14 protein-coding genes are annotated in these 15,351 nt (G+C 55.0%); 7 read left to right on the top strand and 7 right to left on the bottom strand.

What is annotated here, in order from left to right; genetic code table 11:
- Nucleotides 1–76: 76 nt before the first annotated feature.
- Together K1V27_RS12180 and K1V27_RS12185 are read right to left on the bottom strand one after the other, a co-directional pair.
- Nucleotides 77–1,459 (bottom strand): sigma-54-dependent transcriptional regulator, encoded by a 1,383-nt coding sequence (locus K1V27_RS12180; protein WP_258930275.1) that lies wholly within the window; start codon nt 1,457–1,459, stop codon nt 77–79.
- A gap of 234 nt (nt 1,460–1,693) precedes the next feature.
- Complete coding sequence (locus tag K1V27_RS12185; protein WP_258930276.1) at nt 1,694–2,596, bottom strand: selenium metabolism-associated LysR family transcriptional regulator; 903 nt, start codon at nt 2,594–2,596, stop codon at nt 1,694–1,696.
- 166 nt (nt 2,597–2,762) lie between these two features.
- On the opposite strand from K1V27_RS12185, the gene K1V27_RS12190 reads away from it, so the two are divergent.
- Nucleotides 2,763–3,014: a tetratricopeptide repeat protein gene (locus K1V27_RS12190; protein WP_258930277.1), complete on the top strand. Its 252-nt coding sequence runs from the start codon at nt 2,763–2,765 to the stop codon at nt 3,012–3,014.
- Here the strand turns inward: K1V27_RS12190 and abc-f are convergent.
- Entirely contained in the window at nt 3,003–5,000 is a 1,998-nt protein-coding gene (gene abc-f, locus K1V27_RS12195) for a ribosomal protection-like ABC-F family protein (protein WP_258930278.1), read from the bottom strand. The two genes, K1V27_RS12190 and abc-f, sit on opposite strands and share 12 nt — an antisense overlap.
- A 110-nt stretch (nt 5,001–5,110) precedes the next feature.
- Nucleotides 5,111–5,806 (bottom strand): orotidine-5'-phosphate decarboxylase, encoded by a 696-nt coding sequence (pyrF, locus tag K1V27_RS12200; RefSeq protein ID WP_258930279.1) that lies wholly within the window; start codon nt 5,804–5,806, stop codon nt 5,111–5,113.
- A 486-nt stretch (nt 5,807–6,292) separates the two neighbouring features.
- Between pyrF and K1V27_RS12205 the strand changes: the two genes are divergently transcribed.
- The 4 genes from K1V27_RS12205 (at nt 6,293) to K1V27_RS12220 (ending at nt 9,908) form a co-directional block, all read left to right on the top strand.
- Nucleotides 6,293–7,234, top strand: a complete 942-nt coding sequence (locus K1V27_RS12205) for a hydrogenase small subunit (protein WP_258930280.1) — start codon at nt 6,293–6,295, stop codon at nt 7,232–7,234.
- 174 nt (nt 7,235–7,408) lie between these two features.
- Nucleotides 7,409–9,049, top strand: coding sequence for a nickel-dependent hydrogenase large subunit (locus K1V27_RS12210; RefSeq protein WP_258930281.1), 1,641 nt, complete (start codon nt 7,409–7,411; stop codon nt 9,047–9,049).
- A 92-nt stretch (nt 9,050–9,141) separates the two neighbouring features.
- A complete protein-coding gene (locus tag K1V27_RS12215; RefSeq protein ID WP_258930282.1) occupies nt 9,142–9,696 on the top strand; it encodes a HyaD/HybD family hydrogenase maturation endopeptidase in 555 nt (184 codons plus the stop codon).
- On the top strand, nt 9,669–9,908 hold the full coding sequence (locus K1V27_RS12220) for a HypC/HybG/HupF family hydrogenase formation chaperone (RefSeq protein WP_353740566.1): 240 nt from the start codon (nt 9,669–9,671) through the stop codon (nt 9,906–9,908). The genes K1V27_RS12215 and K1V27_RS12220 overlap by 28 nt, the downstream gene beginning before the upstream one ends.
- Nucleotides 9,909–9,916: 8 nt before the next feature.
- Here the strand turns inward: K1V27_RS12220 and asnS are convergent, their stop codons facing one another.
- Nucleotides 9,917–11,317, bottom strand: a complete 1,401-nt coding sequence (gene asnS, locus K1V27_RS12225) for an asparagine--tRNA ligase (protein ID WP_258930284.1) — start codon at nt 11,315–11,317, stop codon at nt 9,917–9,919.
- A 307-nt stretch (nt 11,318–11,624) separates the two neighbouring features.
- On the opposite strand from asnS, the gene K1V27_RS12230 reads away from it, so the two are divergent.
- Complete coding sequence (locus tag K1V27_RS12230; protein ID WP_258930285.1) at nt 11,625–12,932, top strand: 3-deoxy-D-manno-octulosonic acid transferase; 1,308 nt, start codon at nt 11,625–11,627, stop codon at nt 12,930–12,932.
- Nucleotides 12,933–12,951: 19 nt separating this feature from the next.
- Nucleotides 12,952–13,374: a hypothetical protein gene (locus K1V27_RS12235; RefSeq protein ID WP_258930286.1), complete on the top strand. Its 423-nt coding sequence runs from the start codon at nt 12,952–12,954 to the stop codon at nt 13,372–13,374.
- 6 nt (nt 13,375–13,380) lie between these two features.
- Here K1V27_RS12235 and K1V27_RS12240 read toward each other — a convergent pair whose 3' ends face one another.
- Nucleotides 13,381–13,683 (bottom strand): hypothetical protein, encoded by a 303-nt coding sequence (locus K1V27_RS12240; RefSeq protein WP_258930287.1) that lies wholly within the window; start codon nt 13,681–13,683, stop codon nt 13,381–13,383.
- A 216-nt stretch (nt 13,684–13,899) separates the two neighbouring features.
- On the bottom strand, nt 13,900–15,315 hold the full coding sequence (locus K1V27_RS12245) for a B12-binding domain-containing radical SAM protein (protein WP_258930288.1): 1,416 nt from the start codon (nt 15,313–15,315) through the stop codon (nt 13,900–13,902).
- Nucleotides 15,316–15,351: the final 36 nt, after the last annotated feature.

Here is a 15,351-nt window from a genome sequence, read left to right on the forward strand (position 1 = left end):
ACTCATGCAGGAAAGGAGAGCCATGTTGCAGGGGAGAGTAAAAACCGGGGAGCCGCAGGCTGTCTGCGGGAACTGATTAATAGGTGAGGTGCTTCTTTTTCATCTTCTCGACCAGGGTGGTGCGATTCAAACCCAACAACTGAGCAGCCCTGGCACGAACGCCGTTGGCTTTCTCCAGAGCCTCCATGATCAGTCTATTTTCAAGCTCATCAAGGGTCTTTTTCAGGTCCACGCCCCCTGCCTCAATAAGCTGTTCCTTGTTCTCCACGTGAGACTTCGGTTGCCGGCGTATCCGTGCGGGCAGATCGTTCATCTGGATAACGTCAGCTTCCGTGAGAATGACCAGCCGCTCGATCAAGTTCTCCAGTTCGCGCACGTTGCCGGGCCATTCGTAGGCCTCCAGCGCGGCCATCGCAGAGCTCGTCAATTTCTTGAGGGAAACGCCTTTTTCCATGCAGTGCTGTCTCAAAAAATGTTGAGCGATCAGAGCCACATCGCCATCCCTTTCCCGCAATGGGGGAACTCGAATGGGAATGACATTGATACGATAATACAAATCTTCTCTGAACTCGCCATTCTCAACCGCTTTCTCCAGGTCTTTGTTGGTTGCAGCAATGATGCGCACATCCACCTGAATCGTGCGCCCTCCCCCTATTCGTTCGAACTTGCGTTCTTGCAGAAAACGCAGCAGTTTCACCTGAAGCTTCAGGGGCATTTCGCCTATTTCGTCCAAAAAAATCGTACCGCGGTGCGCCAATTCAAATCGACCCTTACGCTCCTTGACCGCTCCCGTAAATGCTCCCTTCTCGTGGCCGAACAACTCGCTTTCCAGCAATTCCTCTGGAATTGCACCACAGTTGATCGGGACAATCGGTTTGTTATTGCGGTCACTGCTGAAATGAATGGCATTTGCAATGAGCTCTTTGCCCGTGCCACTCTCGCCGGTCAAGAGCACCGTCGAATCGGTTTTGGCCACCCTGCGGATGATCCTGTACAGAGCCTCCATTGGAGCACTCCGTCCTATGATGTTGTCAAACTGGTAGCGTTCCTGCAACTGCGACCGCAGCATCACATTGTCCATCTTCAATGCGTGAAGCTCTTGGATTCTATTCAAAGCCAACAAGATTTCATCCATGTTGGCAGGCTTCGTCATGTAATCGAAGGCACCCTTTTTCAGGGCTTCAACCGCCGTCCCGATGGTTCCGAAACCGGTCAATACGATGACCATGGTGTCTGCGTAGTTGATTTTAAAATGGTCGAGCAGTTGCAGGCCGTCCATGCCGGGCATGGATAGATCCGTGATCACGATGTCGTAGCTTTGGGTCTTGGCTTTCTCTACTGCCTCTATTCCGCTGCAGGCCAATTCAACGGAATAACCTTGTGTTTTGAGGTTTTCGGAGATCAGATCAAGTGCGAGGGGGTCATCATCTACCAGCAAGACTTTGTTCAGCAGTTTCATTTTCTTTTCCAAAACCTGTCTCAAGTCTGGAGGAGAAGTGGTTGCGGCCAACTTCGCATAACGGCTTAATCTGTATCTTACTTCAAATAATAAGAGTTTTTTGGAAGCGCAGGTGTATGGGTCAATGTCGATTTAAGAATATGCTCCGGCAACTGTTGCAATATAGCAGGAAACACTGGTTTGTAAAAGAGTCCTCCTCAAACCTTTTGCAGGCGCGCAGGCGGTGGACACTGTTTAGCTTCTCTCCGCGGCTCTTTGTCTGAGGTAATTCAGGAAGGCCGTGCAGAGGGGTGAGACTTGCCGGTTCTTTCTCTGGATCAAGTAAAACGGTCGGGAAATTCGCAGACCTTCAATCGGCGGCGCGACCAGACTCTTGTTGTGCAGATCCTCGGCTATCGAATGATAGGAGAGGATGGAGATCCCGATGCGTGCCTTGATTGCCTGGCGAACCGCTTCAGTGCTGCCCATTTCCGCCACGACGGAAAGACTGGCCAGGTCAAAGCCATGCTCCCGCAGCGTTTCACTCATCACCTTACGTGTTCCGGAGCCCTGTTCCCGCATGATGAACGGCTGCCCTGCCAGCTCATCCAGGCGGATGGATTTGCGTTCGGCCCACGGGTGATCGGGCCAGGTCGCCAGGATCAGCTCATCTGCAAAGACCTCCTCCAGGACAACGCGCCGATCCTGCCATCTGGCCCCCACCAGACCTGCTTCCAGATCGCTGCGCAGCAGTCTTTCCACAATCTTGGCGCTGCCTGATATCGCAACGGTAATCTGGATCGAAGGGTGGCGGGACTTGAATGATCCGATAATGGTCGGCAGGATGTAAGTGCCGGGAATCGTGCTCGCTCCTATCAACAGGTGGCCGCACAGATTGCCTGTGTAATTCTGCACCGCCTGCACCGCCTCATCGCGCAGCCGAATGATTTTGCGTCCGTACTCGTAAAGGATTTTGCCCGCGGGGGTTGGCAGTACTTCGCGCCCCAGACGATCCACCAGCTTCTCCCCGAGCATCTCCTCAAGGGCGCGAACATGCTCACTCACGGTAGGCTGAGTCAGACAAACCGCCTCACCCGCCCTGGTAAAGCTTTGCAATTCCACCACCCGGCAAAATACTTCCAGCCTGTGAATGTCCATCCGTCATCCTGTGCACGTGCATGCTTCTTTACGACCTGCCCACTCGCGGTGGAGGTTGACAAAATGCAGGCAAAATGTCAGTTTGCGTTTCACCATAATCGGATAATGATGTTTTGAAGTCAACGGCAATCCCCCGGGAACAATGCGTCAATGAAGGGACCATCGAGTGAGCTGGTACTACTTTCCTGTCACCGTTTTTTATAGAGTCACGAGCGGCCTGGCGATATTCCTGGTCAAAAGGAAGCTTAAGAAAAACCATGCCGACCTGGGCAAATGGATTTTGTTGGCAAAACTCTATGAGGTCAGACAGGAAAGAACAGAGGCCATCAAAACACTCAAACTGGCGCAGCGCGTATTCCCCAAGAGTGATCTGCTAAAGCGGCATCTCGCCAGGCTGCAAAACCCCTCACCCCGATGAGCAGGCGGCGATTTCTCTCTCCTTCCAGAAATTCTCCTCCAATTCTTCCAGTTGCAGAGCGATTGCTTCCCATTGCTGCGTGAGACGTCCGATATCCTTTTGACACTGCTGATACTCTATTTGCAGCTGCTGCACTTTTTGCCCCTGTTGATACGTGTCCGGATTACCAAGCTGTTCATTCAGGGAATCGAGAAGCCGATGGAGCTCGTCAAGCTCGGCGTCGGCCCTTTCCAGTTTCTCCTGCAGAGGCTTCTTGAGCCGGTAGAGCTCATTGCGCCATCGGGCTTCCAATCTTTTTTGCTGCTGTGCCCTGCGGGCACCCGATGAGACCGCATCCTGTGGCGTCTGTTCGCTGCCTGGCGCAGCTTCGTTGTGCGGCAACAGCCGATGCTGCCAAACATTGACGAAATCGTCATAGTTGCCGGGAAACAGGTGAATACGCCCGTTCTCAACGGCCAGGACCTTGTTGCAGAGGGAATTCAAGAAGTGCCGATCATGGCTGATAAAGCACAAAGTTCCCGGAAACTCCTGTAAAGCCTCTTCGAGCACGTCCCGTGAGGGAATATCCAGATGGTTGGTGGGCTCATCCATGAGGAGCACGTTGGGTCTCTGCAGCAGCAGTTTGCACAGAATCAGCCGCGCCTTCTCGCCGCCGCTCAGCACTGCGATCCTTTTCTCGACATCGTCACCCCGGAACAGAAAGGCCCCCAGCAGGCCGCGCAACCGGGAATGGGGCAAATCACCGGCAACCGATGCGGCCTCGTCCAGCACGCACTTATCAGCCGCCAGTTGTTCCCACTGGTATTGTGCATAGTAGCCCAGGGCAACATTGTGCCCCAGGATCCGCTCGCCGGTGCTGAGCGGTTCTCGACCGGCCAGAATTTTCAGCAGTGTGCTCTTGCCCGCCCCGTTTTTTCCCAAAAAGGCGATGCGGTCCCCTTTTTCGATGACCAGATTCACCCCCTCGTAAATTACGTGGTCTCCGTATGCCTTGGATACGTTGCGAAGCTCCAGGACGCGTTTGCCCGAACGGGGCGGTTGCGGGAACTCAAAGTGGATCTGTGACTGCTCCGCGGAGACCTCAATTCGCTCCATGCGCTGCAGACTCTTGATGCGGCTTTGCACCTGCCGCGCCTTATCCTTGCGGCAGCGATTGCGATCGATGAAACGCTCTACCTGGCGAATTCGCTCCTGCTGGTTTTTGTATGAAGCGAGCTGAATTTGTCGCCGCTGCATTTTTTCCGATGCGTAGAAATCGAAATTGCCGACATACTCACTCAACCGCCCTCCCTCCAGTTCCAGGATGCGGGTGACCACGCGGTTTAAAAATGCCCGGTCATGGGAGACCACAATCACGGCGGAAGCAGAGCTGAGAAGATATTGTTCGAGCCAGATGAGAGATTCCAGATCGAGGTGATTGGTCGGCTCGTCGAGCAGCAGCAGATCCGGTTCGGAGAGCAATAATCGAGCCAGTTCCAGGCGCATCACCCAGCCGCCGCTCAGGGTTGCCGCCGGACTGCCGAACTGATGCTCGTGAAACCCGAGTCCGGAGAGAATCTTTCCCGCCCGCGCCTCCAAATCGTAGCCGCCCAGGTGCTCGAGCTGCTCGAGCAGATGGGCCTGGCGCAGCACCAGGGCTTCAATCTCACTCGGTTCCCCGGCTGCCGCCATGTCCTTTTGCAGCACATTCAGCTCAGCACGAACGGCCCCTGTTTTTTGATCCACATCGGTCGCATGAGCCAGGATCGATCGTTTTTCCGGCGGTTGACACTGCTGGGGAAGATAACCGATGGAAAGATGCTTCGCTTTGGTGACGATGCCCTCGTCCGGCTCGGTTTCGCCCAGGAGAATGTGAAACAGGGTGGTCTTGCCGGCGCCGTTGGTGCCAATCAATCCCACCCGCTCGCCCCCATGAACATGAAACGAGACTTCTTTGAAGAGCTCTTTTTTCCCGAGAAATTTACTCACCTGCTGAACTGCAATCACCTGTACCTGACCCCTTGTCTTTTCCTCACACTGCCCGACCTGCCCCGGGCGGCTGTGCGAGAGCCGGCGAATTCCTCTTCCCCTGATGCAGAAGAAGACCCCGGGCAGGCTTACGCCAGGCCCTCCTGAATATGCTCGAACAGCTCCTCCACCATTTTTTCAGGATGCCCGGCGCGCTGGATAGGACGTCCGACAACGATGTAGTCCGCCCCGTTTCTGAAGGCCTGGCGCGCATCCACGGTGCGCTTTTGATCGTCCATATTGTGCACCGGCCTGATGCCCGGCGATACGATCAGAAAGCGATCCCCCAGCTCCGTCCTCAACCGTGGAGCTTCCAGCCCCGACGATATCACCCCGTCACAACCGTGCTGCAGAGCCCTTCGCGCCCTGGAAAGCACCAGCTCCTCGACCGAACAACGGAAACCGAGATCCTCCAGGTCGCCCTGATCGAGGCTGGTCAGGGCCGTCACCGCCAGTATCTTGACGGATCCCTTATGTTCCGCTGCCGCCCGCAGCATGCGGTCGTTACCGTGCACCGTCGTAAATGACACTCCTCGATCGTGCAACTGCTGCACCGCGTTTTTGACGGTTTCGGGAACATCAAAAAACTTCAGATCAAGAAATACCTTAAGATCCCTCTCGATGATCCATTCGACCATAGCAAAACCGCCCGCCAGGAACAACTGCAGTCCCACCTTGTAGAATTTAACCTGGCCTTTGAGCCGCTTCACCCAGTCTTTGGCTTCCTGCTGCGAAGCCATGTCCAACGCAAAAATAAGCCGGTCTTCCAACGGGATGTTTTTCATAACGAAGTTTCCTCTGTTTCAATCAACGAAAATTATGCAGCTGCAACTCCATTATCCCCCAGGATTCCGCCGTCGCTGCCATCTGTCACGGCCATCTTGACACAACCCTCCGCCGGTGTTATGAGCCCTTGCAGGGTAAGCATTTTGTTTCGTCAAAGTAATGCATATTGTCTCTTTCTAATTGATTTAATTTGGTTTTTTGTTTGATGTAGGTACATTTATACCGCAACGAGATTTTCATCCCCCTGGTCCTCGTTTTCACGGAAGCGACCCGGGGGGAGAGGGCATTCCAGGCCGCTCCACTGTCATTCCAGACCTCTCCCCAAGAGAGCTAAAACGGTAAAGTTAGCGGCGGGTTACAGGGCAATCAAGGGGCCCGGCCCAGCCCGGTATTCATCAAGGGTGCAACTGCTTCCACCGTCGTATAGACCGGAGCGGTGGAGCAATAGGTAAAATAACACAACAACAGGCTTGCGGAGGTAATTTATGTCAGATCGAAAAGGAAGCGTGGAACAGAGGCTGGAACAGAGAGGCGTGACACGCAGGGACTTCATGAAGTTCTGTACCATTGTATCCGCTACAATGGGGCTGGCGCCGTCATTTGTTCCAAAGGTTGCTGAAGCACTCACATCAACCCAGCGCCCACCCGTCGTGTGGCTCTCCTTTGCCGAGTGCACAGGCTGTACGGAAGCGCTGTTGAGGACAACCTACCCGTGGATCGACACGCTTCTCCTGGACACCGTTTCGCTGGACTATCACGAAGCGCTCATGGCTCCATCGGGAGAAGCTTCCGAAAAATCTCTGCACGAGACCGTGACCCAGAATTCCGGCAAATTCATCTGCATCGTGGACGGTTCGATACCGACGGCGGACAACGGCGTGTACGGCATGATCGGCGGGAAAACCTTTCTGGGGATCGCCAAGGATATTTGCCCCAAAGCCCTGGCGGTTCTGTGCGTGGGGACCTGCTCCGCCTACGGCGGTGTACCGGCTATGGCCCCGAATCCCACCGGGGCAAAATCGATTCAGGACGCCATCGGGATCAAAACCGTCAACATTCCAGGCTGCCCTCCCAATCCCATCAACATGGTAGGCACCATTGTCAACTATCTGCTCTTCGGCAAGCTTCCCGAAGTGGACCAGTTGGGAAGACCGTTGTTCGCCTACGGCAAACTGGTTCACGATCAGTGCCAGCGACGCTCGCACTTCGAGATGGGTGAGTTTGCCCCGTCCTTCCAGTCGGAGGAGGCCCAGAAGGGTTACTGCCTCTATGAACTGGGCTGCAAGGGGCCGGAAACATACAACAACTGTCCGACGGTCAAGTTCAATGACGGAACCAGCTGGCCGGTCCAGGGGGGACACCCATGTATCGGGTGCAGCGAACCCGATTTCTGGGATAAATTGTCTCCCTTCTATAAGCCGATCTAAGCATCCAAATGCTCATATGATCCAGCGCCGCGTCGAGAGTCATCCACCCCCTTGACTCACCGGTTCACAACGAAACATGAGAATGCGGGTGATGTGCCGGGCAGGCTTTGGTCATAGTCCGCCCGTGCCTTGTGAATCCTGTGTTCTCTTACAACCTTACAGGAGTTTAAAAATATGGGAGAGCGACTTGTTATCGATCCGATCACCAGGATTGAAGGTCATTTACGCATAGAAGTCGAAGTAGCTGACGGCAAAGTGAAAAACGCATGGAGCAGCGCCACGCTGTTTCGCGGTCTCGAGATCATGCTTCAGGGTCGTGACCCGCGGGATGCCTGGCTGATCACCCAGCGGGCCTGCGGTGTTTGTACCTACGTGCACGCTTTGGCCTCGGTGCGCTGCGTGGACGATGCGGCCAAGATCACGATTCCTGACAATGCGCGGCTGGTGCGCAACCTGCTCCACGGTTCGCAGTTTCTTCACGACCACCTGGTGCACTTTTATCATCTGAGCGCCCTCGACTGGGTGGACATTGTGAGCGCATTGCAAGCGGACCCGCAGCAAACGGCGAAGATCGCCGGTGAAGTTTCACCGGCGAGCAGGAGTGGGGTCAACGATTTCAGGGACGTGCAAAACCGTTTGAAAAAGTTCGTTGAAAGCGGCCAGTTGGGCATTTTTGCCAATGGTTACTGGGGCAGCCCGGCCTATAAGCTCCCACCGGAAGTCAACCTGCTGGCGGCTTCTCATTACCTGGAGGCCCTCCGCCAGCAGGCGCGCACCGCCCGCATGATGGCGGTTTTCGGCGCCAAGAATCCGCATCCCCAGACCCTTGCGGTGGGAGGCGTTACCTGCGCGACCGATCTCACTGCAGACCGTCTGGCCGAATTCAAGTACATGTGGCAGGAAACTATGGATTTCGTCAACAATGTCTATCTGCCGGACGTCGCGGCGGTGGCAGGATTTTATAAAGATTGGGGAAGCATCGGCGGCACGACTAATTTCCTCGCCTACGGTGAATTCCCGGAAAATGAGAAGGAACCCGACAGTCTGTTCTTGCCGCGCGGAGCTATTTTCAAGAGAAACGTCGCCGGGGTGGAGCCGGTGGATATCGGACTCATCGAAGAGCATGTCAAGCACAGCTGGTACGAAGGCGACCAGGCCCTGCCCCCGGCCAAGGGCGAAACCAAGCCCAAATATGACGCTTTTGACGTGGATAAGCGTTACAGCTGGATGAAGGCACCGCGCTACAAGGGCGAACCGATGGAAGTGGGTCCGCTGGCGCGCGTGCTGGTGGCCTACGGCAAGGGCAATGAAGCCGTCAAAAAATCGGTGGACGGGTTGCTCAAGACGGTGGGAATTCCCCAGGAAACACTCTTTTCCACCCTCGGCCGAACAGCTGCCAGGGCACTTGAAACCAAGGTGATCGGAGACGCCATGGAGGGCTGGATCACGCAGTTGGTGGAAAATGTGAAAAAGGGAGACAACAAGATCTACCAATCCTTCGACATGCCGGAAACGGGTATGGGCACCGGCCTAAACGATGTGCCGCGCGGCGCGTTGGGACACTGGATTGAAATCAAGGATAAAAAGATCGGCAACTACCAGCTGGTCGTTCCTTCGACCTGGAACCTGGGGCCGCGCGATGCGGCAGACAAGCTCGGCCCGGTGGAAGAGGCGCTCATCGGCACCCCGGTGTCCAACCCCAAGATGCCCGTCGAAATCATCCGCACCGTGCACTCCTTTGACCCCTGTATCGCATGCGGTGTTCACGTGATCGATCCGCAGTCCAATGAGGTTTACCAGTTTCGAGTTGTCTAAGGGCACCGACCTGGCTACTTGAAAGAACAGGAGCCCGGCCATGCGGCGGGTTCCTGTTCTCGGGCCGGGACTTTGAAAGGGCGATCTTTCCCATGCAGAACGACCAAAACAAGCGAATTCTCGTACTGGGTGTGGGCAACGTACTGCTGCAGGATGAAGGGGTCGGCGTGCGCGTCATCGAAATCCTGCAGTCGCGCTACAATTTTTCTGCCAATGTGCAACTGATGGACGGCGGCACCCTGGGATTGAGGCTATTGGACCCTATTTCTGCAACCGATTACCTGATCGTTGTCGATGCAGTGCAGCACGGCGCGCCCCCCGGGACCCTGTATCGTTTGCCCGCCGATGAACTGTCCAAGCGGGTCGCTTTCAAGAATTCCCTGCATCAGCTGAACCTGGTTGAAACTCTGGCCTACGCAGAGATGCTCGGCAAGCGGCCGCAGGCAGTCATCATCGGCATCGAGCCCCAGGACATTTCGCCCTGGGGCATGGAGCTCACAGCCATTGTCCATGCCCGGTTGAAAGAACTTTGCCTGCGGGTTTTGGATGAAATTGAAAAAGCGGGCGGCGGTTATGCGATCAAGACCAATGAGAACAGCGAATCCAGGAGTGAACAGACATGTGCCTGGCTATCCCTGCCGAAATAATTCAAATAGAAGATGAAATGGCCACAGTGCGGGTTGGCGAAGCGTTGCGCAAAGCCTCTCTCATGTTGCTGCCGGAGGAGGCGCAACTGGGCGACTATGTGATCGTTCACGCCGGTTTCGCCCTGCACAAGGTGGATCCTGAAGAAGCCCGCGAATCCCTGCGCCTTCTCCGGGAAATGGCCGCCTATGCAGACGAAGAACCCCTTGCCTGAACCTCTCCTCAAAAATCCGCATGCCCCGGCGTGCGCGGGAACGGAATGGCTTCCCTGATGTTGCCGAGGCCGGTGGTGAACTGCACCAAACGTTCAAACCCCAGCCCAAAGCCCGAATGGGGGGCCGTCCCAAACTCCCTCAACTCCACATACCACCGGTAGTCTTCGGTAGAAATGCCTTTCAGCCGCATCTGTTCGAGCAATACCTCGAGGCGCTCCTCCCTTTGTGAGCCTCCGATGATTTCACCGATGCCCGGCATCAGAACATCCATGGCCGCCACCGTCTTATGGTCGTCGTTGACCCGCATATAGAAGGGCTTGATTGCCCGGGGAAAATCGATAATGCTGACAGGCTTTCGAAAGACCTTCTCGGTGAGGTAACGCTCGTGCTCCGCCTGCAGATCGTTGCCCCATTCCACTGGAAAGGTGAAATTCTCTGTGGATTTCTTCAAAAGATCGATGGCTTGCGTGTAGGTGATCGTCTCAAAGGAGCTGTTGACAATGTGTTCGAGGTTTGCACGCAGCGCCGGCTGCACGAAGCGCGTGAAAAAATCAATGTCCTCCGCAGACTCATCCAGGCACGCGCCAATGATTGCTTTGATGAAGCTTTCCGCCAGTTGCAGATTGTCCTGCAGGTCACAAAAAGCCGCTTCCGGTTCGACCATCCAAAACTCCGCCAGGTGACGACTGGTATTGGAATTCTCGGCGCGAAAAGTCGGGCCGAAGGTGTACACCTGACCCAGCGACAAGGCATAGATTTCCGCCTGCAGCTGGCCGCTCACCGTGAGATACGTCGGCCGTCCGAAAAAATCCTGCTGGTAGATGGCTTCCGATTCCGCTGAGCTGATCCGGGTCGGATCCAGAGTGGTCACGCGGAAAATATCTCCGGCTCCCTCACAGTCGCTGGCGGTTATGATGGGTGTCTGAATGTAGTGAAACCCGCGCTCCTGAAAGAACTGATGGATGGCGTAGCTCAGGCGGTTGCGCACCCGGGTGACCGCTCCCATGGTGTTGGTGCGCGCCCGCAGATGGGCGATCTGGCGCAGGAATTCAAAGGAGTGGCGCTTTTTTTGTAACGGGTAAGTGGCGGGATCGGCCCATCCGTAAACTTCGATCTTTGCGGCGTGGAGCTCGATGCTCTGGCCTTTCCCCGGAGAAGCGACGACCTTGCCCTCCACTCCAATGCTGCAACCGGTCGTCAGCTTTTCAAGTACCTCCTGATAACCCGACCCCCGATGCTCCGCAATGATTTGAAGATTCCTCAGACAGGACCCGTCGTTGACCTCAATGAAACTGATCCCGGCTTTGGATTCCCGCTTGGTGCGAACCCAGCCCCGCACCAAAACGCTCTTCTCCAGATACTCCCGTTCTTTTCGAAATAACTCGATAATGCGCACACCTTGCTGCATTGGATTGGTGATCCTTTCTTCGCCTCGCTTATCGTTGCGCTTCCATTTCGAGAACTCCGTCCCCCATCAACAAAACCGGCAGTTGGACGCGTTAAACCGGCGGATCGAGCCGTGCCAGCCCATGCCTCCATTTGGACTGCGGTACTACGGCATCTTGGACAAACTATAAGAAAAATGTCAAGAAAACCATTGGCCGATCGTCATTATTTGTTTGTAGATTTTGTAGCATTAATCTAAAAGAGCCGTGTCCATTGCACAGACCGGCAAGCGTTAACTGCAGAGGGCGCCGTTAGGAGCGGTCTTGAACATGATGCGTAGACTTTATAACCTCCTGTTGCACACTGCGGGATGGGGCCTTGTGCCGCTGCTGGCACCGAAAAGCGGAAGCGATCCGAGCTTCACAAGAGGACGATTCGGTGATTATGACGGCGCCATCACCCCGCGTGGAAAGCCTCGCATCTGGCTGCACGCAGCTTCCGTCGGGGAGGTGAGCGGGGCCGCTCCAATCATCCGGGCTCTGCACGAGCGCCTGGACGATCCTTGCATTATCCTGACCGTGGCAACCTATCAGGGCTTTCTTGCCGCCCAGAGACAACTGCCCAGGGGGGTTCAAGTTCTCGCCTTCCCGCTGGATTTTCAATCCCCCATCGAGAAAGCCTTGAACCTGATTCAGCCGGACATCTACGTGGCGTTGGAAAGCGAATTTTGGCCCAATCTTTACCATCTCTTGGACAGGCGCGGGATACCCCGGGTGCTTCTGAACGGCCGCCTGTCCAAGCAGTCGGCGCGCATTTACAGTTTATTCGGTCCGCTGTTTCGTCCCATCTTTGCCCGGTTTCAATGGCTCGCCCTGCATTCGCAGGATGACCTCAGCAATGTGTTAAAGCTCGGTGCACCGCCCGATCGCACGCTCGTGCTGGGCAGCTCCAAATACGAGGGACTGCTCACCAAAGCCCATCCCCAACAGATGGAGAAATGGCGCACCAGGCTTGATATCCCCTGCGGCGCTCCCGTGCTCGTCGGAGGGAGCTTGCGTCGCTTTGAATGTATTGATCTGCCGGAAGTGTACCGCGAGCTCAACCTGATCCGGCCGGATTTGATCGCCATCTTCGCTCCAAGGCACCTCGAACAGCTCCCCAACATGGGTCGCTGGCTGAGAGCACAAGGAATCCCTTTCCAGTTCTTGACACCCATTGCCCAGGGCAGTGAAAAAAGAGAGACCTGCGTTATTCTGGTTGATCGCATAGGCTCTCTCTTTGAGCTGTACGCTCTGGGCGATCTCATTTTCTGCGGCGGCACGCTGGCCCCTGTCGGCGGGCATAATATCCTGGAACCTGCAGCCTGGAAAAAAGCCGTTTTCTATGGTCCAAACTTGCAAAAAGTTGATTATGAACATAGAATCTTGACGAACCATCAGGCAAGCTTTGTGGTTCAGGACAAAACCGAACTGTTAGCCGCCTGGCGCTACTGGATAGCGCATCTGAAGGAACTGCGGGCGCACGGGGATCAAGCCCACCAGGCACTTGGTCAGATGACGGGAGTTGCGCTGAAACAAGTTGACCTGATTGCTTCGACTTTGCCCCGGAAGTCGACCATGTATCATTTGCACCTGTAATATCTGGAAAGGGAACACTATGGCCAGGGAGTATCGCCCCAACGTAAGAGAGTCCGCCGTGATTTCAAAGCTGGATCATGCCAAGGAATCACAACGGATGAATGCCCTCCACCTGTTGCGCCAGCATATTGATGAACTCAGCAGTTTGATTGCCATTAAACTGATAGAAGAGCGGCTTATAGAAACAACCAGCATGGAAGACTTGCAGTCGCAGCTTCAGTTCTCTCTGGAGACCCTCCTCGGCGCCGAGGAATTTGAAGTGCAGCTGCAGATCGCCAACCTCAGGACCTTGGTTGCACGTCCTCATTTCATAAGCCTGTACCTCACCTCCTTCATCACAGAAAAGCTGATTGATCATAAAGCCATCGTCGAAATGTATGGAACCGACGAAGACATTTACCACTGTGTCAACAGGCAGGTGACTCGATTCATTCCTTTGTGAGGTCGATCAATAGCCAACCATATCCCTGAATTCCTCCTCGGTCAGTTCGCCCAGCAGGGGGAACGGCTGCGCATCTCCATCCTCAAGATGTTGGGCATATTCTTCAATGTCGAAGGGTTCGCTCATCTCTTCAATCCAGATCTCCTGGTCAAAATCAAGATCATCAATATACTCGAGCACCTTTTCTTCCGCCTCTTCGGGATCATCCGCCTGAACAAGGTAAGGAGTCGTATACTGTTTTGCGCCGTCGATATTGAAACCCAGCGCCACTTCAAACACGTACAAACCTTCCTGAGGATCTAAAAGCATCGAACTTGACCTCTCGCCTGAATAACAAATTTTACAATAAATACAGATATTTAAAAATGAAGAAGTAGGATAATATCAAACCGTGGAATGGCGTCAAGTAAATAACAGATTGTCCGCCACAAATGATCCGATCTCTGCGCTTTCGGCCACCCCCCGGGATTTCCCGCGGGCAGGGGAGGCAAATCAACTGCCGGCTAATGTGCACTTGAACCGCCCTCAGCTGCGATCAACCCTTGCACCGCACGCAGACGCCGCCCCACTCGCATTTGCGACCGCCTGGCGTGCCTGCCGCGCCAGCCTTTTCAACTGAGCAAGATCCTCCCGGGTAAAGTCTTCCCGGCGGCATGCGAAAAAGGAATTGTTATGATAGAGCGGCTCGCGTACGAGGTCATATGGGCACGTCGCCAGCACCTCACGCCACATGGCCGTACCAGGAACCGGAGAATACTCGGAGAGGTAAGGCAGGGCACCGGTGCTCCCAACCAGAGTGATAGCATCTTCAACGTCTTGTGGAGATTGACCCGGCAAACCGGCCAGCAGGTACACTCCGATCTGCCGAGGGGAGAAACCGGCGGCGGTGAGGTTTTGCATGGCTGCAAAAAACATTGTGGTATCAACCTTATTGCCCCATTCCTTCTGTTGATCCGAGCGGCCTGTTTCCAATCCCAGGCGCATGGTCGTAAAACCACCGGCATGGAGCAGGTGACACCACTCGCGGCTGAGGGCGCGCACGTGCAAAGCATTGGGGGTGTGGAAGCGCACTTCGAGATCTTCCCTGCATACCCGTTCGAGGGCCGGCCTGAGGGTGCTCTCGGCATCGAGCAGCAAGGCATCATCATAGAAGGCAAAATCTTTGATGCCATAGTCTTGGTGCCATTGGACGATTTCCCGGTAGACGGCGTCCGCGCTGCGCCTTTCCCATTTGGGCTGCAGCTTCCTTGAGGCACAATAAGGGCAGCTGTAGAGGCAGCCCCAACTGGTCAAAAGGGGGGCGTAGGCCAATTCCGGCAAAAGGTCCAGGGCAGGGATTGGGAGCGATTGCAAAGCATTCCAGTGGGGTTTGTTGGTCAGCCTGAAACCCGTCTGGGCTTCAATTTCTTCCGCCAGTTGCGGCAATGGATCGACTACAACCCGGTCTGCACCGCTGGTGATAAATGCGTGATGCCTGCATAACCGGGCATAGATTCCCCCCAGCCACACCGGGACATGGGGGAAGATCTTGCGGATCAGTGCAATGGTTTGCTGCACCCCCGGGTACCAATAAGTCATGATGGAAGTGAGCCAAATCAGATCCGGCTTGGGCAAGGATTCAAGTTTGCACGCCAAGCTCTCGGGATGAATGCCGTAACGGTAGTAATTGCGGGGCATGTCGGCATAGACTTGCGGTTTGTCGATCAACGTTCTAGGATACTTGCCGGTTCCATAAGGGCGGTTGCAGCCCCCGACAGTATCCTTATGCTGCAAGGTCTGGGGATCGTTGCGCTGCAGGCAGTCCACAAAGTCAACCTGGATGCCTGCCTCGCGCAGCAAAGCAGCGAGCAGCAGAAGGCCTAAAGGTTTTGCCCACAGATCGAAGGCGGCAAAATCGGTGATCCATGGATTGATCAGGAGTATTGAAGGAGTCTTGGTCATAGTCTCATTGCGCAACATTTTGACCCATAGTACGCC

This window comes from Desulfoferrobacter suflitae (assembly GCF_022603395.1).
Taxonomy (GTDB): Bacteria; Desulfobacterota; Syntrophobacteria; order Syntrophobacterales; family Syntrophobacteraceae; genus Desulfoferrobacter; species Desulfoferrobacter suflitae.

Coding starts and splice junctions, on each gene's coding strand:
- K1V27_RS12180 (WP_258930275.1), bottom strand. CDS start 1,459: ATGAAACTGCTGAACAAAGTCTTGCTGGTAGATGATGACCCCCTCGCA.
- K1V27_RS12185 (WP_258930276.1), bottom strand. CDS start 2,596: ATGGACATTCACAGGCTGGAAGTATTTTGCCGGGTGGTGGAATTGCAA.
- pyrF (WP_258930279.1), bottom strand. CDS start 5,806: ATGAAAAACATCCCGTTGGAAGACCGGCTTATTTTTGCGTTGGACATG.
- K1V27_RS12205 (WP_258930280.1), top strand. CDS start 6,293: ATGTCAGATCGAAAAGGAAGCGTGGAACAGAGGCTGGAACAGAGAGGC.
- K1V27_RS12210 (WP_258930281.1), top strand. CDS start 7,409: ATGGGAGAGCGACTTGTTATCGATCCGATCACCAGGATTGAAGGTCAT.
- K1V27_RS12215 (WP_258930282.1), top strand. CDS start 9,142: ATGCAGAACGACCAAAACAAGCGAATTCTCGTACTGGGTGTGGGCAAC.
- K1V27_RS12220 (WP_353740566.1), top strand. CDS start 9,669: ATGTGCCTGGCTATCCCTGCCGAAATAATTCAAATAGAAGATGAAATG.
- asnS (WP_258930284.1), bottom strand. CDS start 11,317: ATGCAGCAAGGTGTGCGCATTATCGAGTTATTTCGAAAAGAACGGGAG.
- K1V27_RS12230 (WP_258930285.1), top strand. CDS start 11,625: ATGATGCGTAGACTTTATAACCTCCTGTTGCACACTGCGGGATGGGGC.
- K1V27_RS12235 (WP_258930286.1), top strand. CDS start 12,952: ATGGCCAGGGAGTATCGCCCCAACGTAAGAGAGTCCGCCGTGATTTCA.
- K1V27_RS12240 (WP_258930287.1), bottom strand. CDS start 13,683: ATGCTTTTAGATCCTCAGGAAGGTTTGTACGTGTTTGAAGTGGCGCTG.
- K1V27_RS12245 (WP_258930288.1), bottom strand. CDS start 15,315: ATGACCAAGACTCCTTCAATACTCCTGATCAATCCATGGATCACCGAT.